The 21696-nt window shown below is 70.8% G+C and carries 20 protein-coding genes and 1 tRNA gene; 10 read left to right on the forward strand and 11 right to left on the reverse strand.

Features of this window, described 5'->3' with window-relative positions:
- The 5 genes from rlmB to D7Y21_RS20440 all read right to left on the reverse strand — a co-directional run.
- Positions 1–653 (reverse strand): 23S rRNA (guanosine(2251)-2'-O)-methyltransferase RlmB (rlmB, locus tag D7Y21_RS20420; protein ID WP_121715186.1); only part of this gene is annotated, 653 nt, incomplete at its 3' end.
- A 5-nt stretch (positions 654–658) separates the two neighbouring features.
- A complete protein-coding gene (locus tag D7Y21_RS20425; protein WP_014397775.1) occupies positions 659–1105 on the reverse strand; it encodes a hypothetical protein in 447 nt (148 codons plus the stop codon).
- A gap of 65 nt (positions 1106–1170) precedes the next feature.
- Positions 1171–2148: a RimK family alpha-L-glutamate ligase gene (locus D7Y21_RS20430; protein ID WP_121715188.1), complete on the reverse strand. Its 978-nt coding sequence runs from the start codon at positions 2146–2148 to the stop codon at positions 1171–1173.
- Between the two features lie 78 nt (positions 2149–2226).
- On the reverse strand, positions 2227–3540 hold the full coding sequence (cglB, locus tag D7Y21_RS20435) for an adventurous gliding motility lipoprotein CglB (RefSeq protein WP_121715190.1): 1314 nt from the start codon (positions 3538–3540) through the stop codon (positions 2227–2229).
- A 216-nt stretch (positions 3541–3756) separates the two neighbouring features.
- The gene (locus tag D7Y21_RS20440) at positions 3757–4149 is read right to left on the reverse strand and encodes a DsrE family protein (protein WP_120566049.1); all 393 of its coding nucleotides are present in this window, start codon (positions 4147–4149) and stop codon (positions 3757–3759) included.
- Positions 4150–4305: 156 nt separating this feature from the next.
- On the opposite strand from D7Y21_RS20440, the gene D7Y21_RS20445 reads away from it, so the two are divergent.
- From D7Y21_RS20445 to hrpB, 4 genes are all read left to right on the forward strand, one after another.
- The gene (locus D7Y21_RS20445) at positions 4306–4881 is read left to right on the forward strand and encodes a HEAT repeat domain-containing protein (protein ID WP_233612213.1); all 576 of its coding nucleotides are present in this window, start codon (positions 4306–4308) and stop codon (positions 4879–4881) included.
- A gap of 87 nt (positions 4882–4968) precedes the next feature.
- A complete protein-coding gene (locus D7Y21_RS20450; protein WP_121715194.1) occupies positions 4969–5664 on the forward strand; it encodes an HAD family hydrolase in 696 nt (231 codons plus the stop codon).
- Positions 5665–5706: 42 nt separating this feature from the next.
- Positions 5707–6825, forward strand: a complete 1119-nt coding sequence (locus D7Y21_RS20455) for a hypothetical protein (RefSeq protein WP_121715196.1) — start codon at positions 5707–5709, stop codon at positions 6823–6825.
- 45 nt (positions 6826–6870) lie between these two features.
- Positions 6871–9435, forward strand: coding sequence for an ATP-dependent helicase HrpB (gene hrpB / locus D7Y21_RS20460; protein WP_120566045.1), 2565 nt, complete (start codon positions 6871–6873; stop codon positions 9433–9435).
- Between the two features lie 16 nt (positions 9436–9451).
- On the opposite strand, the gene D7Y21_RS20465 is transcribed toward hrpB, so the two are convergent.
- Positions 9452–9931 (reverse strand): GNAT family N-acetyltransferase, encoded by a 480-nt coding sequence (locus tag D7Y21_RS20465; protein ID WP_120566044.1) that lies wholly within the window; start codon positions 9929–9931, stop codon positions 9452–9454.
- A gap of 261 nt (positions 9932–10192) precedes the next feature.
- On the opposite strand from D7Y21_RS20465, the gene D7Y21_RS20470 reads away from it, so the two are divergent.
- Together D7Y21_RS20470 and D7Y21_RS20475 are read left to right on the forward strand one after the other, a co-directional pair.
- Positions 10193–11242 carry a hypothetical protein gene (locus tag D7Y21_RS20470; protein WP_120566043.1) on the forward strand — a complete coding sequence of 350 codons (1050 nt, stop codon included), beginning with the start codon at positions 10193–10195 and terminating at the stop codon, positions 11240–11242.
- A 149-nt stretch (positions 11243–11391) separates the two neighbouring features.
- Positions 11392–12216 (forward strand): hypothetical protein, encoded by an 825-nt coding sequence (locus D7Y21_RS20475; protein ID WP_121715198.1) that lies wholly within the window; start codon positions 11392–11394, stop codon positions 12214–12216.
- 115 nt (positions 12217–12331) lie between these two features.
- Here D7Y21_RS20475 and fdxA read toward each other — a convergent pair whose 3' ends face one another.
- From fdxA to D7Y21_RS20495, 4 genes are all read right to left on the reverse strand, one after another.
- Positions 12332–12667: a ferredoxin FdxA gene (gene fdxA, locus D7Y21_RS20480; protein WP_120566041.1), complete on the reverse strand. Its 336-nt coding sequence runs from the start codon at positions 12665–12667 to the stop codon at positions 12332–12334.
- A gap of 111 nt (positions 12668–12778) precedes the next feature.
- The gene (gene asd, locus D7Y21_RS20485) at positions 12779–13867 is read right to left on the reverse strand and encodes an aspartate-semialdehyde dehydrogenase (protein ID WP_121715200.1); all 1089 of its coding nucleotides are present in this window, start codon (positions 13865–13867) and stop codon (positions 12779–12781) included.
- A 69-nt stretch (positions 13868–13936) separates the two neighbouring features.
- Positions 13937–14287: a rhodanese-like domain-containing protein gene (locus tag D7Y21_RS20490; protein ID WP_199724563.1), complete on the reverse strand. Its 351-nt coding sequence runs from the start codon at positions 14285–14287 to the stop codon at positions 13937–13939.
- 103 nt (positions 14288–14390) lie between these two features.
- Positions 14391–15542: an acyl-CoA dehydrogenase family protein gene (locus tag D7Y21_RS20495; protein ID WP_120566038.1), complete on the reverse strand. Its 1152-nt coding sequence runs from the start codon at positions 15540–15542 to the stop codon at positions 14391–14393.
- A 132-nt stretch (positions 15543–15674) separates the two neighbouring features.
- On the opposite strand from D7Y21_RS20495, the gene D7Y21_RS20500 reads away from it, so the two are divergent.
- Positions 15675–15746 (forward strand) — tRNA-Cys (locus tag D7Y21_RS20500).
- 77 nt (positions 15747–15823) lie between these two features.
- Here D7Y21_RS20500 and D7Y21_RS20505 read toward each other — a convergent pair.
- A complete protein-coding gene (locus D7Y21_RS20505; protein ID WP_121715216.1) occupies positions 15824–17503 on the reverse strand; it encodes a nitrous oxide reductase family maturation protein NosD in 1680 nt (559 codons plus the stop codon).
- On the opposite strand from D7Y21_RS20505, the gene D7Y21_RS20510 reads away from it, so the two are divergent.
- The 3 genes from D7Y21_RS20510 (at position 17502) to D7Y21_RS20520 (ending at position 21683) form a co-directional block, all read left to right on the forward strand.
- Positions 17502–19367 carry a SpoIID/LytB domain-containing protein gene (locus D7Y21_RS20510; RefSeq protein ID WP_233612214.1) on the forward strand — a complete coding sequence of 622 codons (1866 nt, stop codon included), beginning with the start codon at positions 17502–17504 and terminating at the stop codon, positions 19365–19367. The two genes, D7Y21_RS20505 and D7Y21_RS20510, sit on opposite strands and share 2 nt — an antisense overlap.
- Positions 19368–19486: 119 nt before the next feature.
- Positions 19487–20731 carry an energy transducer TonB gene (locus D7Y21_RS20515; RefSeq protein ID WP_120566037.1) on the forward strand — a complete coding sequence of 415 codons (1245 nt, stop codon included), beginning with the start codon at positions 19487–19489 and terminating at the stop codon, positions 20729–20731.
- Between the two features lie 52 nt (positions 20732–20783).
- Positions 20784–21683, forward strand: a complete 900-nt coding sequence (locus D7Y21_RS20520; protein WP_120566036.1) for a cation diffusion facilitator family transporter — start codon at positions 20784–20786, stop codon at positions 21681–21683.
- Positions 21684–21696: the final 13 nt, after the last annotated feature.

Raw genomic sequence — 21696 nt, forward strand, 5'->3', positions numbered from 1 at the left:
CCCTCGGCCCCCACCACCAACGCCAGGGGCCCGTCCAGACGGGCGCTCCACAGAGGCTCGGCGCCCTCCACGTCCGCGGCCGCGACCCAGAGGCCCGCTTCCTTCAGCTGCTCCAAGGCGCGGGAGATGTTGGTGACGCGCGCGATGGGGCAGTACTCGACGGCGCCTGCGGAGGCCTTGGCCACCGTGCCCGTCACCTGAACGGCCCGGTCCTTGGCCAGGACGACGCCGTGGGCCCCGAGCGCGTGGGCCGAGCGGATGATGGCGCCCAGGTTGTGCGGATCCTGGATGCCGTCGAGCACGACGACGAGCGCGGGCTGCTTCTTGGCCTTCGCCGCGTCCAGCACGTCCTCCAGTTCGACGTACTGGAAGCCGCGCAGCTCGGCGACGACGCCCTGGTGCACGCCGCCCTCGGCCATGGAGGTCAGCCGCTCCCGGCCGACCTTCTCCACCCGGACGCCCGCATCACGGGCGCGGCTGAGCAGCTCGCCCGCTGCCTTGGCGCCGACCTGCCCGTCGACGATGAAGAGGCGCTCCACCGCGTCGGGGTGGGCCCGCAGGGCCTCCAGCACGGGGTTGACGCCATGGACGTAGCGCGGGGCTTCGTGGCCGCCGCGGTCACCACTGGAAGGCTTGGGGGAGCGCTCGCGCATGGGGGCTACTGGACCTCCACGGGCAGCGAGAAGGTCTTCTTCTGACGGGCGCAGATCTTCTCCGTGCAGATGAAGAAGGTCAGCGTCGCGTCCAGCGTGCCCTTGCCGGCGGACACCGCGGTGAAGGGGACCTCGAAGCGCGGATCCACGAACTGCTGACCGTCCGCCTTCTTCGCCACCGACTGTTCACGGGTCAGCGTCTTCTGGGCGGGCGTCAGCTGCTTGCCCGTCAGCTCCAGCTTCAGCGGGGCCTCGTCGGAGACGTGGGCGCCGGGCTTCGACTTGATGGCGAGCACGAACGTGCCCTGCCCTCCGGCCTTCACCTGCGTCGACGTCCCCTCGGTGGTGACCTCGTAGAGGGTGGCGGGGTCCACGTCCTGGGCCAGCACCGGCGCTCCGACGAGCGTCAGCAGCAGGGGGGCCAGGGTCGGGAGGCGGCGGGTGCTGGGCATGGGTGTCTCCAGGAAGGCGGCGTTCGTATACCGGGGCTTCGGACGCGCGGGGAGCGCTTTCTCTTCTAACTCCGCGGCGCGTTCACCTTCATGGCGCCCTTGCGCCCCGGCGGCGGCGGGGGCAGGGCCTGGGGCGTCTCCAGGGCGGCGGTCCAGACGGGGGCGGCGCCGGCGACGAGGGCCTCCGCCCGCTGGATGATGGGCGTGGCCAGGTCCAGGCCCGTCGCGGCCTCCATCTCCAGGAGCGCGGGCGAGCTGTTCACTTCGAAGACCTTGGGGTGCCCCTGGACGTCCAGGATGTCCACCGCGGCCACCTCCAGGCCCACGAGCCGGGCGACCTTCTCCGCCATGGCGCGATGACCGGGGGACAGCGGCAGGGCTTCCAGACGGGCGCCCCGGTTCAGCGTGTGCGAGAGGCGCCCGGGGCGCGGCTTGCGCAGCACTCCGGCGATGGCCTCACCGCCCACCACGAGCACGCGCACGTCCTGGCCGGTGCTCCGCACGTACTCCTGCATGACGAGGTTGTGCCCCAGACCGAGCACCGCCTCGAGCGCGGCCTCCAGTGACTGGAGGCTCTCGCAGACCATCACGCCGTGCTTCTCCTGGCCCTGGAGGAGCTTCACCAGCACGGGCACCCCGCCCACCAGGCCGACCATCTCCTTGAGGTGGGCCGCGTCCCGGGCCATCACCGTGGCGGGGATGTCGATGCCGTTTGCGGACAGGAGCTGGAGCGCGCGCATCTTGTTGCGCGACTGCGCGATGGCCTGGGCGTGGTTCACCAGGGGTACGCGCGCCAGGCCGAACTGGTTCACCACCGCGAGCCCGTAGGTGCTGATGGACAGGGCGATGCGCGGGATGACGACGTCGGTGGGCGTGAGCTTCTTGCGGTCGTAGAACAGGGTCGCCTGGCTGCCCCCGTCCAGATGCATCTGCACCCGGAGCGGGTTGAGCACGCGGACCCGGTGTCCTCTCGCGCGGCCTGCTTCGACGATCCGCCGCGTGGACGAGATGGAAGCGGAGCGCGAGAGGACAGTGATTTTCATGGCGGAGGCGACCGGCCCGGCGAGGACCCTATAATCCCCGCCTCCGCCCGCGTAAAGCCGCCTCCGCCTGCCTGCCGCCTAGAGCTGGCGGATGGCGCGCACTTCGACGCTGACGGGGGCTTCCGGACGCGACGCTTCGAGCTTGGCGCAGGCGCTGCCCGTGAACCGCACGCCACCATTCTCCAGCGACCAGGTGTCGGGGCCCGCGAGCGTGCGCTCGCCGTCGATGTAGACGACGATGAGCTTCTCATCGGAGGGCAGCTGGCTCTGCTCGAGCGGCGTGAAGCACGGCTCGCCCGGCTGGATCGCCTCGCTGATCGACTTCAGCGCGGCCGCCAGCTCTTCGCGGCTGCCCGCCTGGTAGAAGGAGCGGCCGCAGAAGCCGGTGCTGACGTCGCAGGTGTCACCCGTGCCGCAGTCGATGCTGGCCTTGCACGTGCGCGCGAAGCCGCCCGCGCGGGCCATCTCGTTGAGGACGCTGGGGCCGTCACCCACCGACGTCTCCGCGCCGAAGCCGATGACGATGGTGGAGATCTTGCTCGCCTTCAGTGCCGACACCGCAGTCACGGAGGCGTTCTTGTCGAGGCAGCCGCGCTTGAAGTACGGGCTGAAACTGTCCGTGCACTGCGACAGCGTTTCGAGCGTGCAGCGGCACTCAACGCTGGTGCCATCGTATTCGTTCTTGTCGTTGCAGTTGGGCAGACCGTCGGTCAGCAGGATGATGATCTGGTCGCGATCCTCGGAGTTGGGCGTCAGGAGCGTACTGGCGAACTGCAGGCTCGCGCTCGTCGGCGTACCACCCTGGGGCCGGCCCACGCCGCCGTTGGGGATGGCCTGCAGCTCGGCGTTGACCTCATTCGCGTAGCCTTGGAGATCCGCGTCCGAATCCAGGTCCTTCGGGATCAAGGCGCGGACGCTCCCATCCTCGAGGCTGGCGGCAGGCGCGCAGAGCTGAGTCGGGGTTACGGTTCCCGTCGAAGGGGGAGGCGCCGGGTAGGTCGTCAGACCGAAGCGGACCAGCTTGCCGCTCTCCGCGAGGAACGGGCCCATGGCGCCCTGGAGTTCCGACCAGCGCGTGGGGCACTTCGAAGTATCGCAGGGATACTTGTCCTCACACATGAAGGGCGTGCCGTCGTCGTCTCGGAGGTCACACACGCGCGTGCCGTTGACGACCAGGTCCTTGTTGACCGGCTTCGTCATCGAGGCGGAGATGTCCACGAGGAGCATCACGTCCGGCTTGCTCTTGCGAGCGGCGATCACCGTCTCCTTCGTCGTCTGGGCAATCGCGAGCGGATCCACCGGCTCGAAGTCATAGGTCTGGCAGCCGGCCATCACGGCAACACCGAGGATGCCGGCCAGCAGTGCGCTCAGGGGGGTCGACGTGGCGCGCATAGGCTTTGAGGATTTCCTTCCAGGGGGGAACAACGAACTGCGAATGCCCCAGCGTAACGCGTGGACGCCCACCGAGGCTACAGCGACGCGCGGCAGGCAGGTTCCATTCAGGTAATGCTGCCAAGTTGCAACGACAGGCGATCCGCTAGGGCGGGTCTGGTTCCCCTGTCGGACATCCGCCTCCTTCCGGAGGGTGGGACCGGCTCGGGTGTCCGTTCAGAGCGTGAGGACGCGCGCGCCGTCGGTCAGCCTCCAGATGGAGGCCAGGCCCATGACATCATCCAGGGTGCCGTGCAGTTCCTGTGGCGACAGGCCACAGATGCGCACCGTGGTGTCGCAGGCCACGAGCTTCGCCCCCAGGGCGCGCGCCTCCTCCAGCATGCGGGCCGGTGTGGGGACGTTGAGCCCTTCGGCCCGGGCCGCCTCGGTGCGCTCCCGCTCGCTGTGCGCCAGGCCGAAGCCACCGCGGACCAGCTGGCGCAGGGCCTCGAAGGCGAAGACGAAGTAGACGTCGTCGCCCATCGCGGCGGCGGTGATGCCCATGGAGGCCGCCTGATAGGCGGGCTCGTACGTGGCGTGCTGGAGAAAGAAGAAGACGCGTCCGGCCATGGTGGGCCGACCTTAGCGTTATCGAGTCCGGACCGGCAGCCGTCGTATAACAGGGCTCCCCTTCCCCTCCGGGAGCCCCGCATGCCGAGCCAGCCGTCCCGCCCCCGCGGTGTTCGTCACTCGCCGGTCCTGTCCCGTTCCGCCTCCTCGCGATGGGTGGCGCTGGCCGGTCTCGTCGTGCTCGCGGGCGTGGGGCCCGTGTCCGAAGCGGCTCCCGTCCATACGAAGGCCCCGACCGCGGCTTCCGTGTCCGCCACCGCTCCCGGGCCGCTGCGCACGGAGGCTTTGGGATTGCTCTCACAACCGACCGTGGCGCCGGAGGCGACGTGGCGCAGGTTCGGGCCAGAGGTCGTGCCCGTGCTCGCGGCGCTGGCGGAGGACACGAGCGTCCCGGATGCGCAGCGGATGCGGGCCGTGACGGCGCTGGCTCGCGTGGAGTCGCCCGAGGCGGGACAGACACTCCAGGCGATGCTGGAGGATCCGCACCGGCCTTCGGACGTCCGCTCACAAGCCGCGGCCGCGCTGGGCCAGCGGCTGGGGTTCGAGGCAGTGAAGACGCTGCAGGCCCGGCTGGAGGACCGAGACCTGCGGTTGCGCGAGGCCGTCGCCCAGGCGCTTGGCCGGCTGGGCGGTCAGCGGGTGCGCGAGGTGCTGGAGGAGCGGCTCCCCCTGGAGGACGTTCCCCAGGTGCGTGAAGCGCTCCAGCAGGGCCTCACGCTCGCGGAGCCCTAAGCCGGGCGCCGGGCATGGCGGGGGCGGCCGCCCTGGTGGCCTGCTCGGGGCTCGCGTCGGGCGGTACCTTCCGTTAGATGGGAGGCCATGCGCCCCACCGTCCTCCTTTTCGATATCGATGGCACCCTCGTCACCACCGGCGGTGCCGGCCGCCGAGCCATGGGCCTGGCCTTCGAGCAGCTCCACCGGCGGCGCGACGCGTGCGACGGCTTCAGCATGTCCGGCATGACGGACCGGGCCATCGTCCGCAAGGGCCTGGGCATCATCGGCCAGCCCGATACCGAGGACACCATCAGCGCGGTCATTGACGCGTACGTCGCCCACCTGGGACTGGAGGTTCCCAAGGTCGATGCGCGCGAGTACCGGCTGCACCCGGGCATGCGTGAGGCCGTGATGGAGGCTCGCTCGCGGCAGGGCTTCGCGGTGGGCCTGGGCACCGGCAACGTGCGCGCGGGCGCCAAGGTGAAGCTGGACCGCGTGAACATCCACGACCAGTTCGCCTTCGGCGGTTTTGGCTGCGACTTCGAGGACCGCATGTCGCTCATCCGGCACGGCGCCCAGGCCGGAGCGGCGCAGCTGGGTCACCCCCTGGAGGCGTGCCGGGTGGTGATCATCGGCGATACGCCGAAGGACGTCGCGGCCGCCAAGGGCATTGGCGCGGAGACGATTGGCGTGGGCACGGGCAACTTCACGCCCCAGGCGCTGCGCGACGCCGGCGCCGAGTGGGCCTTCATGGATTTCGCCGCCCCCGGAGCCATGGAGGCCCTGCTCGTCGGACGGTGAAGGTGTGGTATCTCCGCCGCCCCTCCGAGGAGTCGTCCACGCATGTCGTCCACGCTCGAATCCTATGAGCTGATCCGCTTCGCCGAGGCCTTCGAGGCCCGACTCGCCACGGCGGAAGAGATGGTCGTCGGCAGGCCGGGGCTGGAGGCCGAGAAGCAGTGGCTGGCCTCCGCGCTGGAGCGCCTGCGCGAGGCCCGTGAGCCCGCGGGCGGCCTGCTGGAGCAGGTGAAGGACCTGCCGGAGCTCGACGAGGCCCGCGAGGAGTTCTCGTTCGATCAGCAGGGCCGCTGGGTGGATGCGCTGGAGAAGCTGCACGCCGGCATCACCTTCACCGCCAGCAGCCGCGCCCCCGTCATCGAGGCGCTCTTCCCCCACCTCAAGTTCCCGCAGCTGCGCCGGGCGCCCGTGGAGCTGGTCAACGAGTACGCCACGTCGTACGAGCGGCGGCTCAAGAGCGCCTACGTCACCCGCATCTTCTCCCGCGACGACTTCGGCATGGTCCGCCCCGTCGTGGATCAGGTCGCCGCGACGTTCGCCGCGTGGATCGCGAGCCTCTCCCCCACTCCCCTGCCCCCGGATCAGGAGGCGGTCCTGCGCGAGGCGCTGGTGTCGCTGGGACGGCGCCTGGACGTGGCACTGCGGCAGGGGCGGCTGCTCGCCGAGGCCGCGCTCGTTCCCGTCCCCGGGGTCTTCGAGGCCGCGGGCCTCACCCTCAAGCCCCGGAAGCGCGCGGGCAAGTCGCTCGCGCTCTCCGCCGAGGACGGTGCTTCGGACCTCTTCGGTGAGGAGGGCGACGCCGGCCAGGAGGAGGCGTTCGAGGGGTCCGAGGAGGCTTCCGGGGACGACTCGCTGGAGGCGGCTCCCGACGAGGCGGAGGCCCAGGCTCCGATGGAGGAGACCGTGGCGGAGGCTGACGGCTCCGAGGCCCAGGCTTCGGACGGTGGATCCGAGGAGGCCACCGCTGCTTCCGGCCCCGTCGCCCCGGAGGCTCCCGTCGCGGCGCGTCCCGCACGGCGGGGCCGGCCTCCGAAGAACGCCGCACCGGCCGCCGAGACCGCGCAGGCCGACGCTCCTTCGGATGCTCCGGCTTCCGGTGCTCCGGAGGCCGTGCGCCCCAAGCGACGCAAGAAGACCGACCCGTCCGAGGCTGGTACGCCTTGAGACCCGACGCGCGGTGAGGCCCCCGCCGTGAAGAGGAACCCGGACATGGCGGACGTCGCCCTTCCCATCGATCCCCTCCTGCCCGACATCGTCTCCACGCTCCGGAGTTCGCGGTCGCTCGTGCTGGAGGCGCCGCCTGGCGCGGGCAAGACGACCCGTGTTCCCCGCGCGCTGCTCGAGGCAGGGCTGGGCGCGGGCAAGGAGATCGTCGTCCTCCAGCCCCGACGGCTGCCCACCCGGCTCGCCGCACAGCGCGTGTCCGAGGAGATTGGCGAGCGTGTGGGCGAGACCGTCGGCTACCAGGTCCGCTTCGAGGACGTCCGCGGTCCCAAGACGCGCATGTCCTTCGTCACCGAAGGCGTGCTCGGACGCCGCCTGCTCACCGACCCCACCCTGCGCGACGTGGGCATCGTCGTGCTCGATGAGTTCCATGAGCGGCATCTGTCCGCGGACATCTCGCTCGCGCTCCTGCGGCGGCTGCAGGAGACGTCCCGCCCCGACCTCAAGCTCGTGGTGATGTCCGCGACCCTGGAGGCCGAACCCGTCCGCGCGTACCTGGGCGGCGCCCCTTCCCTGCGCTCCGAGGGCCGCCGCTTCGACGTCAGCGTCGAATACCTTGCCGCCCCGGATGAGCGGCACCTGGATCAACAGGTGCTCTCCGCGCTCAAGCGCCTGTTCACCCAGGGCGTCGACGGCGACGTGCTCGTATTCCTTCCCGGGGCCGGGGAGATCCGCCGCGCGCGCGACACCTGCGCGGAGTTCGCCGAGCGACACGACGCCGACGTGCTCCCGCTCCATGGCGACCTCTCTCCCGCGGAGCAGGACCGCGCCGTGCGCCGCAGCTCGCGCCGGAAGATCATCCTGTCCACCAACGTCGCGGAGACGTCCGTCACCATCGACGGCGTCGCGGTCGTCATCGACAGCGGGCTTGCTCGCGTGGCGTCCCACTCGCCCTGGTCCGGTCTGCCGCAGCTCAAGCTGGGCAAGGTGAGCCGGGCCTCCGCCGTCCAGCGCGCCGGCCGCGCGGGCCGCACGCGCGCCGGGCACTGCGTGCGCCTCTACACCCAGCACGACTTCGACGGCCGGCCTGATCAGGAGGCCCCGGAGATCCGCCGCACCGACCTGGCCGAAACGGTGCTCTCGCTGCGCGCGTCGGGCGTGAAGGACCTGACGGCGTTCCCGTTCTTCGAGCCACCTCCCGCCCCTGCCCTGGAGGCCGCGGAGACGCTGCTGCGCCGGCTGGGCGCCGTGGATACGAAGGGCCAGGTCACGGACGTGGGCCAGCGGCTCTTGCGCTTCCCCGTCCACCCGCGCCAGGCGCGCGTCATCGTCGAGGGCGAGCGCCGGGGCGTGGGCGGTGATGCCGCCGTGCTCGCGGCCCTCATGGGCGAACGCGACATCCGCCGTGAAGCCCGCGCCAACCTGGGCGGCGGGGGCCGTGCGTCCGCGCTCGTCAGCGGGCCTTCCGACCTGCTGGAGCTCCTGGAGCGCTTCCGCGAGGCCGGCCGTTCGGGCTTCGCCTCCGGCCGCATGCAGTCGCTGTCGCTGGACGCGGGCGCGGTGCAGTCCGTGGAGCGCGTGCAGAAACAGCTGCGCCGCACGGTCCGCGAACAAGGCGGTCGCCCCAGCCGACCCGAGGACGTGGAGCAGGCCCTGATGCTCAGCGTGCTCGCGGGATACCCGGACCGCGTGGCCCGCAGGCGGCGGCCCCGCTCCCCGGAGCTGCTCATGTTCGGCGGCGGCACCACCAGCCTGTCCGAGTCCAGTGTCGTCCAGGATGCGGAGCTGATGGTCGCCGTGGACGCGGAGGAGCGCCCCGGCCGCGGCGCCGTCGTGCGGCTCGCCAGCACCGTGGAGGCCGAGTGGCTGCTGGACCTCTACCCGGAGGCGCTGGAGGAGGTGGACACCCTCCAGTGGAACGCGGACTCGCGCCGCGTGGAGCGCCTCACCCGGCTGGCCTACGGAAACCTCGTGCTGGAGGAGACGCGCACGCCCGCGCCCCCGTCCGAGGAGGCCGCGCGAGTGCTGGCCGCGGCGGCGCTGGCCGCGGGCCCGGAGCGCTTCGCTGAACCCGAGGCGCTGGAGCAGTGGCGCACCCGCGTGGAGCTCCTGGGCAAGGCGTTCCCCGAGGCGGGCTTCCCCTCCGTGGACGCGGACTTCATGCGCGACGCGCTGGCGTCCCTGTGCGTGGGCGCGCGCAGCTTCTCCGACCTGGAGGGCGTGTCGCTGCTGGATGCGCTCTACGCGCGCCTCACCTCCGAGCAGCAGCGGCTGCTGGCGAACCACGCCCCCGAACGCGTCACCCTGCCCGGCGGGCGCGGCGTGAAGGTGCACTACGAGCCCAACAAACCGCCCTGGGTGGAGTCACGGCTGCAGGACTTCTTCGGGATGGCGCAGGGGCCCAGCGTGGGCGCGGGCCGCGTGCCGCTGGTGCTGCACCTGCTGGCCCCCAACATGCGCGCCGTGCAGGTGACGACCGACCTGGCGGGCTTCTGGGAGCGTCACTACCCGGCGATCCGCAAGGAGCTGTGCCGCAAGTACCCCCGGCACTCATGGCCCGAGGATCCGCGACACGCGGAGCCGCCCGCGCCCCGTCCTCCGAGACGCTGAATCGAGCGGCGCGGGACTACAGCCGCTTGTGCATCTCCAGGTGGTCGATGCCGGCCTCGTCGAAGACGGCGCCGACGGGCTGGTAGCCGTGCTTCTTGTAGAAGTCGAGCGCGTAGAGCTGGGCGTGCAGCATGATGCCGTTCACGTTGCGGCGGCGCGCCTCCTCCTCCAGCGACGTGAGGAGCAGCGAACCCACGCGGGCCTTGCGGTGCGCCTGGAGCACCGCCATGCGGCCAATCTGGCCCCACGTCCCGGGCTGCCCCGCGGGCGGCTCCGGCAGCTTCACCAGCCGGCCAGTGCCGATGGCGTGGCCACCCTGGTAGGCGATGACGTGGTAGGCGTGGGCGTCCTCGGCGTCGCGCTCGATGCCCTCGGGCACGTGCTGCTCCTCGATGAACACCACCTCGCGGATGGCGAGGGCCTGCATGAGCTCCGCCTCGTCCTTGATGTGGGCGACGGTGACGGGTGCCGGGGAGGTCTCGGGAGGCGTCGGCATGGCTCCGGGCAAGGTACACAAAAGCCCGCGCCGCCAACAGGCGGAAAAAAACACCGCCTGCCGACCCGGCATGCCCCCCGCGCGGTCGGCCCGTCCCCTGCCCCCTGCCCGCGAAAGGGCTTGTCGCGAAAGCCCCGCCGCATCGGGTCATCTGGTTGCGATTGCCCTCTCACGTCGGGAGCTCCGGCGGGTTCCACTCCGCGCATGGGCAGGCGGACCGGAGGAGGATCATCCCGGGAGGGCATGGTAGGGTTCAGGGCGATGCGTACCCGTGCCCTCTTCGCCCTGTCCGTGGGCCTGCTGTCGACGCCCGCGCTCGCCCAGAAGGAGTTCTTTTTTGGAACGGGAGAGCCGCCCGTGTTCCGCGAAGCGGACATGGACAAGCGGTTCCTCCGCTCCCGCGTCAATCAGGCCCTGGTGCAGGGAACGAGTGACGCGAACTGCGCGCAGCTCGTGGGCGCGCTGCTCACCATCGTGGGTGAGTCCGCGCCGTACCTGCACAAGCGCGACGAGAACTTCTACCTGGACCCCGTGCTGATCCAGGCGCTGGGCACGCAGCTGTCCACGCCGCGCTTCCCGGCCAACATGTACCTGGTGTCGATGATGCGCCGGGTGCTCATCGACAAGCGGCTGCCGCCGGAGTGGATGCAGACGGCGGTGGCGCTCGCGCCGTACTACCCGCCGCTGGACCTGAGCAAGCTGCGCTTCATCGCGGATGGCGTGAAGCCCGTGGACAGCTTCTTCTTCACGCTGCCCGCGATGATGGAGCGCTACGACCTTGAGGTCCTCAAGGCCAACACCACCGCGGCCAGCGTGGCGGACGCGAAGTTCCGCGACGACTACCTCGACAAGGAGGTGGCCTTCGCGGGGCTGGAGTTCATCGACGCGAAGCTGGAGAAGCCCAAGAAGAAGAGCAAGAAGGGCCCTCCGCCGGAGCCTCCCGCGCTGGTGGCCCGGCTCGTCTTCTACCTGCCGGATCCAGGCAATGACGGCCTGCTGTCCGGGCTCACCTACGGCAAGCCCAAGGTGCGGCCCTCCATCAACATCACGGCGCGGCTGAAGGACGACCAGTACACGCCGCTGACGCAGCTGCCGAAGGGTGCGCGCGTGCTCCTGCGCGGCCGCTTCTGGGAGTACCGCAAGCAGCTCAAGGAGCTGGAGGTGCGCGACGCGTACCTCTTCCAGGACCGCGACTGGGCCCAGAACCCCGCGCTCGCGGATCCCAACGCCGTGGCGTCCTGTGCGCTCGCGTTCAACGACCTGACGGGCACCGCGCCCGTGCAGCCGGGCGGCTTCGGCGGCAAGCGCTGAAGCGCGCCGTCCCGCGTTCCGCACGCCCATCCCGGAGGCGGCACCCTGCCGTGTGCCGCCTCCTTCCGCGCCCCCCTCCCGGGAGCGCGCCCGCCTGACTGGCACGGCCGCTGCTCATGCCCGCGCATCCCTTGCGCGCGAGGCATGCCATGAAGGTCGAAGGTCAGGACGCCCCTTCCGGAAACGAGAAGGTCCCCCCGGAGAAGGACGCGTTCAATCAGGTCCTCCAGCGGACCTCCGGACGGCGCGACACCCCACCCCGTCCCGGGGCCCGCCGCGAGCCAGTGGCTCCAGGGACCCTTGCGAAGCCCGGCCTGCTCCGTGCCGGTGGACAGGGGCCGGGGCCGGCGACGCGGGCCACTCCGGCGCTTCCCGGCGTCCGTGCGGCGGGGGCCGTCCTCTCGACGACGCGCAGCGCGCTGGGAAGCCCGGAGACGCTCCGCCAGGCCCGGCAGGGCATGCACGTGGAGACGCAGCGGCTGGGGTCGGTGCGTCAGGAGGCGCTCGCGGAAGGCGGGACGCAGGCCTCCCACCGTGCGACGGAGCTGCTGGCCCGCGAGGTGGAGCGCTCCTTCCGCGCGGAGCCCCGTCCGACGCCATCTCCCCTCCCCTCGCCCACGCGGGACGACCGTTCCTCGGAAGGCCTGTCGCGCGTCTCCACGCCCGAAGGTGCTCGCGCGGCGAGCGGAGCCACGGAGGGTGCCGCACCGGCCGGCCCTCCCGCCGCGCAGGTCGAGTCCACCCTGGCGCTCATCGAGAAGATCGAGGTCTTCGTGAAGTCCCAGCGGCCGGCGCTGGGCCTCAGCCTGCGCGGCGCGCTGGAGGCCACCGTGGAGGTGGAGCGCACGGGGCCCCGGGAGGTGGCGCTGCGCATCCAGGGCCGCCATGGGCCTGTTCCCACCGAGGACGTGGCGCGGCTGCGCGATGCGCTGGAGGCCCGGGGGCTGCGGCTCAGCGTCCTCCAGGCGGGGTGAACGTCCGACGATGATGCCCCTTCCGCGCCAGACTCCAGGAACGACGAAGGCCCTCACGCCAGGGGGCGCGAGGGCCTGCATCACGACGGGCGCGCTCGGGCGACTCGGCCCGCGGTTACTTCCCGCCGGCGGGGTTCAGCTCCGCGCGCTTGCCCTTCTTGTCCTTGTACTCCTCGGCCTCGGGCAGGGCGGCCTTCTTCTCCGCGATGTTGGGCCACTTGGAGGCGAAGTCGGTGTTGAGCTTCTTGTACTCCGACCACTCCGAGGGCAGCTCGGTCTCGGGGAAGATCGCCTTGGTCGGGCAGACGGGCTCGCAAGCGCCACAGTCGATGCACTCGTCCGGGTGGATCACGAGGAAGTTCGCGCCCTCGTAGAAGCAGTTGACCGGGCACACCTCGACACAGTCGGTGTACTTGCACTTGATGCAAGGCTCGGCGACGACGTAGGCCATGTGGATGTCTCCTCTGTGCGGAATTCCGCGCGTCCGTGGCCGCGCACAGTAGATGGTTGCGGCCAGGGTTGGCACCCTGAATTTAGGTACCAGCCCGGCCTGTTTCCCCGGTCAGCCCAGCAAGCCCTGCGCCCGAAGGAGCTCGGCGACGAGGATGGCGCCCTTTGCGGCTCCCATCTTCGTGTTGTGGGAGACGAGCACGTACTTGAAGCCGTTCTCCAGCACACCGTCCTCACGGATGCGGCCCACCGTGGTGGCCATGCCGCCGTGGGTGTCCCGGTCCATGCGGGGCTGGGGGCGGAACGGGTCGTCCAGCACTTCAATCCACCGGGGAGGAGCGGACGGCAGGTCCTTCGCCACCTGGGCGCCCTGCCATTCGCGCATCGCCTGGGCGACCTCCGCCACGGTGGCCTTCTTCCCGAGCGACACGAAGACGGACTCGGTGTGGCCTTCCAGGACGGCGACGCGGGTGCAGGTGCAGGAGACACGCACGTCGTGTGGGGTGAGCACCGCGCCCGCGGGGTTGAGCGCCCCGAGGATCTTCTTCGTCTCCACCTCGACCTTGTGCTCCTCCTTGGGGATGTAGGGCACGACGTTGTCGAGGATGTCCAGGCCGATGACGCCGGGCGAACGTCCGGCGCCGGACATGGCCTGGAGGCTGGTCATCAGCACGGCCTTCACGCCGAAGCGCTCGGCCAGGGGGGCCAGCGTCACCGCAAGGCCGGTGGTGGTGCAGTTGGGGATGGGGACGATGAAGCCCTTCCACCCGCGCTGCCGGCGCTGCTCGTTGATGAGCGGGGCGTGGGCGGCGTTCACGGGGGGGATGAGCAGGGGCACGTCCGCGTCGTAGCGGAAGGCGCTCGCGGCGGAGAACACCGGGATGTCCCGGGCCAGGCGCGGCTCGATTTCACGGGCGACGTCCGCCTCCACGGCGGAGAAGGCGATGTCGTAGTCCTTCGCCTGGACGGCGTCGCCGCTGACCACGGTCATGCGGGCGATGGACTCCGGGAGCGGCTCCGGGACGAACCAGGCCAGCATGCCGTTGGAGGCGCGCAGGGCGTCCGCGTACGTTTTTCCAGCGGAGCGGGGCGAAGCGGCGAGCCCGGTCAGCGCGATGAACGGGTGGTCCTTCAGGGCAGCGATGAACTGCTGGCCCGCGAGTCCGGTGGCGCCAATGAGTACGGCGCGAAGCTTGGCCATCGTGGGGAATCTCCGGTGGGAGCGGCAGGGCGCTCCTTACACCGTTTCACGACGCACTGCATCCGCCGCTCAACGGTGGGCGTGGGAGGGGGCGCGCGCGTGGCGTTCCGTGGGGTAGCCGCGCGTCACCCAGGCGTGGAGCCCGCCGGCGAGGCACACGGCATTTCGCCCCCTCAGACGCAACACGCGGCAGATGCGCCGGATGTCCGCGCAGTCCTGGGTGGTGCCGCATAGGACGATGAGCTCGTCGTCCGGCAGCATCGCCAGGTCCCGCGCGATCTCCGAAGCCGTCATGCGCAGCGCGCCGGGGATGTGGACCTCGAACCGCTCCCAGTCCATCGCGTCGCGGCAATCCAGGACGAGCACATCCTCGTCCCCCAGACGCATGAACAGCTCATCACAGATGATGCTGGGCTCCACCGGGACCTCCCCGAGGCGACGGGCTCCATCGAACATGAACCAGAGGGCTTTTTCCCCTCTTCCCGCCTGTCCGCCCGCCTGCCTCCCGGAGGCCGCCGGGGCTTTAGAGGCCCAGTTGCTTGGCGATGATTTCGTTCATCACCTCACTGGTGCCGCCGCCGATGGGCCCCAGCCGCGCGTCGCGCCAGTGACGCTGGATGTCGTACTCCATCATGTAGCCCGCGCCGCCGTGGAGCTGGAGGCACTCGTCGGCCACGCGGCAGCACGTCTCCGTGGCGACCTTCTTGGCCATGGAGGTCTGCGCGACGGCGTACTCGCCGGCCACGTGCAGGCGCAGCGCGTGGTAGGTGAGCTGCCGCGCGCATTCGCGGGCGGTGTGCAGGTCCGCCAGCTTGTGGCGCACCACCTGGAAGCCGGCCAGCGTCTGCCCGAAGGCGCGGCGCTGCTTCACGTGCTCGAGCACCGTCTCCAGCATGTCGTCCATGGCGCCCACCGCGCCCAGCGCGAGCGACAGGCGCTCCCACTGGAAGTTGCCCATGATCTGCGAGAAGCCCTGATTCTCCACGCCCAGCAGGTTCTCCGCGGGCACGCGGCAGTCCTCGAAGAAGAGCTCCGCCGTGTCGGACGCGCGCCAGCCCACCTTCTGGAGCTTGCGCCCCACGCTGAAGCCCGGCGTGCCTCGCTCCACCACCAGCATGGACAGGCCCTTGTGGCCGCGCGACGGGTCGGTCTTCACCGCCAGCACCACGAAGTCCGCCCGCACCCCGTTGGTGATGTACGTCTTGGAGCCGTTGACGACGTAGTGGTCGCCGTCTCGGCGGGCGGTGGTGCGAAGCCCCGCCACGTCCGAGCCTGCGTCCGGTTCGGTGATGCCCAGAGCGCCAAGCTTCTCCCCCCGGATGGCGGGGGCCAGCCAGCGCTGCTTCTGGGCCTCCGTGCCGAACAGGTGCACGGGGCCGGTGGCGATGGTGAACTGCCCTGCCAGCCCCGCGGCCACGCCGCCGGAGCCGCAGCGGCCCAGCTCCTCCAGGAGCACCGCCTCGTACAGCTCCCCGGCCGCCGTGCCCCCGTAGGCCTCCGGGTACTTCAGGCCCAGGAAGCCCAGCTCGCCGAAGCGGGTGAAGAGCTCCCGGGGGAACTCCTCCCGGGACTCCCAGTCCGCCGCGAACGGGCGCAGCTCCTTGTCCACCACCGCCCGGACGGTGCGGCGGAAGGCTTCGTGCTCTTCCTGGAAGACGCCTTGGCCGTGCAACATCGTGTGCTCCCTCGCTTGTCAGGGCCTGACACCCCGCGCCGTATGGTAGCGGGACGAGAAGCAGGGCTGGATGGTGTTGCTTCCTTGACCGGCTCCTACCGGGCTGCGTATAACCCCGGCCCCAATCGCTGCGGCGCCATAGCCAAGTGGTAAGGCAAAGGTCTGCAAAACCTTCATTCCCCGGTTCGAATCCGGGTGGCGCCTCATAGACAAAAGGCCCGATGCGGAAGTCTCCGCGTCGGGCCTTCTGCTTTTCCGGGGGGTGCTCTCCCGGATGGGGCCTAGCAGCCCAGCTCCACCGCGCCGATGTCCGGGGCCGCGCCGCAGAAGGGCTGGCCCTCGTCCAGGCCCTTGTCCTGGGCGGCCGGAGACGGGGCGAAGGTGTCCGACACCGTCACGTCACCGCCGTTGGAGGTGGTGTCCTTCGTGGCGGCCTTGAAGGCGTCCAGGGCCTGGGGCTGACCGTTGGTCTTGAACTGCGCGCCAGTGGGATAGAGGTTGTTGCTCATCTGGAGGCCGGGGGCCTGGCCGCCCACGTCCACGCTGACGGGCGCGTCCACGATGTTGTTCGCCACGCGCAGCGACTCCGTGGGGCCTCCCGTGCCATGGCCCAGGATGATGCCGGCCTTGGCGCGGGTGATGGTGTTGTTCACCACCACGGTGCCCTTGGAGTTCTCCAGGCGGATGGCGGTGCCTTCGCCGCCGCCCGCGTCGGTGATGTCGTGCACGCGGTTGCGGCGCACGACGACGGCCTGGGGCACGGGGCCCTCGTGGTTACCGCCGACGGAGATGCCCTTGGCGGCGTCATACAGCTCATTGTCCTCCACCAGCACGTTGTTGGCGGAGTAGTGGATGACGAGCGCATCACCCTTCGCCGTCTCCGACGGCAGGAACTTGTGCATCCTGTTGTTGCGGATGATGACGTCGTGGCACGTCTTGATGTCCACGGCGTTCTCCCGGTTGTTGAAGAAGTGGTTGTTCTCCACCAGCAGGCCCGTGGCGGGCGGCAGGTCGCTGAAGCCCTCGGGCCCCAGGCACTGCACGGAGTCACCCGAGTTGTCGTGGATGTCGTTGTTGCGCACCGTCACGTCGTAGGACGCGGGCTGCATCACGATGCCATGCGAGTCCTTGTTGCCGGTGGTGCGCACGAAGCCGTGGATGTTGTTGTTCTCGATGGTGGCGCCCCTGGCGTTGTTGAACAGGGTGACGCCCGCGCCGCCGGTGCCGTTGTGCAGCTCCGAGTTGGCCAGCATCGAGCCCTGCACGTCGCCCTCGAAGGTGACGCCGAAGATGGGCTGCCCCTCCACGTCGATGTCGAACCCGTCGATGACCCAGTTCGCGCGGCGCACCTGCACCGCCGGGCCGGAGCCGCTGCCCGGGGTGAGCTTGGGACGGCCCTCGCCCTGGAGGGTGATCTTCGCTTCGGGCGTGCCGGCCTGGGTGTTGTCGCCCAGCACCACGCGCTCGGAGTAGGTGCCCGCGAGCACGCGGATGCGGTCGCCGGGGCCGGCCTTGCTTACCGCCATGGCGATGGTGCGCAGCGGCGCGGCCTCCGTGCCCTGGGCGCCGTCATCGCCGTTGGGTGACACCACCCACTCATGGGCGGGCGTGGTGGCGGGGGCCTCCTGCATCGCCTGCGCGCTGACGGCGGGCTGGGGACCGGGCTCCGCGATGGGCGCGTGGTCCGCGTGCTCCGGCATCTGCGCGGAGGGCGTGTTCGCCACCGGCTGCATGCCGATGGGGGGTGCCTTGCCCGGAGCGGTGGGCGTCTTCTCGGCCTGGGTGGGGGTGCCCGTGTTCGTCGCGGGGGCCTGGGGGCCGGCGCCCGACGAACCGCCGGTGCCTCCGCCTGAACCACCACCGCCGCCACAAGCGGTCAGCCCAAGGGCCAGGGTGCAGGCAGCCAGGGAGGCCAGCAGGGTCTGTCGCGTCTTCAAGCCGTTGCCTTCAAGAATTCGCATGAGCAGGGGCAACGCGCGGCGTTGGGCGCTCTATTCACTGCCGGTCATCCAGGCCGAGACGCGCCGCAGCGGGAGGGAGAACCGTGACGCTCGGCCCCATGGCGGCTACGGTGCCGCCGCCGTGTCCAAAGCCGTCCTGCTCCTGACCGCCCTGCTGTTCGCCTCCTGCGCCACGCCGGCGCCCTCACCTGCCCCAGCCACCCGGGGCCTGGGCGAGCCGGAGGTCTCCGTCCCCACGAAGCCCGCCGACGCGGGCGTGACGCCCCCCGCCCCGAGTGGCCTGGAGGATCCGCTCACGTCGGGCCTGCCCGGGCCGCAGGACCTGAAGCGCCTGGACTTCCGCAACGGCGAGCCGCGCCTCCCCATCAAGCTGATGGAAGGACGCGAGGTCGTGACGTTCTCGCCGCGCGCGCGGATGCGGCTGCGCTTCGGCGGACCGGGAGACAAGGTGCTGGACGCGCCCGCGGGCTCGCGCTGGACGGTGCGGGTGACGCAGGGCGAACCGGCCCAGTGGAGCGCGCGGGTGCAGTTGGGCGAGTTCCGCTTCGCGGACAAGGCGGGGCTCGCGGAGGCGCAGGAGACGTGGCGCGCGCGCGGGCTCGCGGTGCGCACGCACACGCTGGGCTCCGTGTACGGCATCGCGGGGAAGGTCATCGACAACCGGCGCTACCTCCTCCTGCTCGAGGAGGCGCTGACACCCGAGGCCGCGGCGAAACAACAGGCGGAGCTGCTGCGCCGCCATGGCCTGCGCACCACGCTCTTCGAGGAGGTCCGCAAGCCTTCCCGCGCCATCCTGGAGCTGAAGGACGAGAACGACGCCGTGGTGGGCCTGGCGCAGGACCGGCTGGACGCGGAGACGCCGGACGGCACCGGCTTCGACGTGCGGCAGGTGGAGTACGGCGTGGGCTACGACTTCCACGCCTTCGAGGACCGCAGCTTCCGGGGCGCGCTCCAGTTCGCGGTGGACCGAAGCGGCAAGCTCGCTGTGGTGAACGTGGTGGGCCTGGAGGACCTGCTCAAGGGACTGGTGCCGTCCGAAATCTTCGCGCGCGCGCACCCGGAGGCGCTCAAGGCCCAGGCCGTCACCGCGCGCGGCGAGGTGCTGGCGAAGGTGGGCATCAAGCACCTGGCGGATCCGTACCTCCTCTGCTCGGAGCAGCACTGCGCGGTGTACCGGGGCCGCACCGGCGAGGCGGCCAGCACCACCGCCGCGGTGGAGGCCACCCGGGGCCAGGCCCTCTTCAGCCAGGATGGCCGGCTGGTGGACTCCGTCTACAGCGCCGTGTGCGGCGGCCACACCGAGGACAACGACGTGGTGTGGGGCGGCCCGCCGGACCCCAGCCTGCGCGGCCGGCCGGATCTGCTGGAGCCCGCGCCGGACGTGCCCGGCCCGTCCAACCTGAAGGCGTGGCTGGCGACGGCGGACGTGCCCGCCGCGTGCAAGCTGTCCAGCTTCGCGCAGCCCACGAAGTTCCGGTGGGAGAAGCGCTTCACGCAAGGCCAGGTGGACGCGCTCACGGAGAAGCTGGGCGTGGGCGCCATCCAGGGGCTCGCCCTGTCCGAGCGCGGGGTGTCCGGGCGCGCCCGGCTGCTCACCGTGTCGGGCACGAAGGGGGCCACCCAGGTGCGCGGGGAGCTGAACATCCGGCGGCTCTTCGGGATGCTCAACAGCAGCATGGCCACCGTGGAGGCCGAGCGGGACGCCGAGGGCCGGCTCACCGGATGGCTGTTCCGGGGCGGCGGCTGGGGCCACGGCGTGGGCATGTGTCAGACAGGCGCCATCGGCCGGGCGGAGGCCGGGCAGCGCTATCCGGAGATCCTGCGCTTCTACTTCAACGGGGCGGAGGTGGCCCCCATCTACTGAGATGAAGCGGACATTTCGAGCGCACCAACGCACGCGCTTGCGAATCTCTTCCATGTCCCGGCTGTTACGGGCCGCACGTTCGGGACTGTAGAAGCGGTCCGGAGGTTTATCATCAGGCCGTGGGCACGGGTTCCTCGACAGACTGGCGTCAGCGGCGCGCGCGCAAGCAGCGTGGGCCCTTGCGCTACCTGGTGGCGGGCATCCTGGCGCTCCTGGCCCAGGCCGCCTTCGTGGGCTTCGTGCTCCTGGTGTCGGCCGTGCAGGCGAACCTCCCGCACGAGAAGCGCCCCGCGCGGCCCACGTCCGTGGCGGTGAGGCCGCTCACGTCGGACCAGTGGGCGAAGAACCGGGGGGCGGTGACCCCGCAGCAGACGAAGCCCCGCCCCACGGAGAAGCGCGAGCCGAAGGAAGAGAAGAAACCGGACGAGACGAAGCCCCAGGGCCAGGTGGTGGACGTGGCGCCGGGGAATGATCAGAAGTCCCCGGACGCGAAGTACCTGGCCGAGCACAACAACACGGTGGAGAAGGAGACGCGCGCGCGCGACCAGACGGCCTTCTACCGCAACGCCATGCCCCAGCGGACCGCGCCCCAGAAGCAGGAGGGCGCGGCGCAGGACCAGGTGCAGCCCCCGCGCGTGTCCGGCAACAACGGCCAGGGCGCGGACGACCGGGCCCCGTCCCAGGGCGGCAAGAAGCCCGTCTTCGAGATGCCGGAGACGCGCCGCAAGGAGGAGATCGCCATGAAGACGGATCCGCGCGAGCGCGGCCCGGGCATGGCGGTGAAGAACCAGTCGGAGAGCGACGCCACGCAAGGCAACGCGAAGCGCCTGCGCATCCAGCCCGGCGAGGGCGAGGACAGCGAGCAGGAGGGCTCCGCGGGCCGCGTGGGTTCCCCGGGCCTGGCCACGCTGATGCCGTCACAGGCGGCCATGGACAAGGTCGTGGGCGCGGCGCCCAACGACATGCTCCAGGACCAGGAGGAGGGCGACGGCACCTTCCTCAACACGCGCGAGTGGAAGTACGCCAGCTTCTTCAACCGCGTGAAGCAGAGCGTGGGCATGCACTGGAACCCCAACGAGCAGCTGCGCATGCGCGACCCGACGGGGAACATCTACTCCGGGCGCGACCGCCAGACGCTGCTCACCATCACCCTGGACGAGCGCGGCGCGGTGAAGGACATCCAGGTGGAGAAGAGCAGCGGCCTGGACTTCCTGGACATGGAGGCCGTGGCGTCCTTCAAGCGCGCGCAGCCCTTCCCCAACCCGCCGTCCGGCCTGTTGAGCCAGGACGCGACGGTGCGCTTCCAGTTCGGCTTCTTCCTGGAGATGGGCGGCGGCCCCCGGATGCGGCTGTTCCGACAGTAGGACCCACGGAGGCCTCGCGGTGGACGGCGCGGAGGCACTACCCTGCCCCGCCGTGGAAGCCTCTCTCGTCGACCGTAGCGCCGCGCTCCAGGAGCGCAACCGGAAGGTCCGCTTCGTCCTCTTGGCCATCCTCGTGGCCAACTGGGTGGTGGCCGCGGCCAAGCTCGTCTTCGGCCTCATGGCCCAGTCCGCGTCGGTGACGGCGGACGGGTTGCACTCGTTCATCGACGGCAGCTCCAACGTGCTGGGCCTGGTCGCCATGGGCGTCGCGTCACAGCCGGCGGACGCGGACCACCCCTACGGCCACGGCAAGTTCGAGGCGCTCGCGTCGCTGGGAATCGGCGCGATGATTGGCGTGGGCATGCTGGAGCTGGGGCGCATGGCGTTCGACTCGCTCCTGCACGACAAGCACCCCACCGTGTCGGTGACGATGGCGGCGGTGATGGTGTTCACGCTCGTCATCAACCTCGTCGTCACCCGCGTGGAGCGGCACTACGGGCAGAAGTACAAGAGTTCCCTCCTGCTCGCGGACGCGCAGCACACGCTGTCGGACGTGTTCGTGACCATCGCGGTGCTCGGCTCCATTGGACTGGTGGCGCTGGGCTTCCCTCGCGCGGACGGCCTGGTGGCCCTGGCCGTGATGGTCTTCGTGGCGTGGGTGGCCTACGGCATCGTCCGGCAGGCGGTGGGCATCCTCTCCGACACCGCGCGCCTGGACCCGGCGCAGGTGTCCCAGCACACGCTGTCGGTGGCCGGCGTGCGCTCCTGCCGCGACGTGCGCAGCCGGGGCATGGAGGAGAGCGTCTACGTGGACCTGAAGATCGAGGTCGACCCGCAGCTCACCACCGCGCAGGCCCACGAAGTGGCCGACAAGGTGGAGGAGACGCTGCACGGCGCCTATCCGCAGGTGGTGGACGTGGTGGTCCACGTGGAGCCCGCGCGGGTCCGCTGAAAAACACGAGGGC

It is taken from the genome of Corallococcus sp. AB045 (assembly GCF_003668895.1).
GTDB classification, from domain to species: Bacteria; Myxococcota; Myxococcia; order Myxococcales; family Myxococcaceae; genus Corallococcus; species Corallococcus coralloides.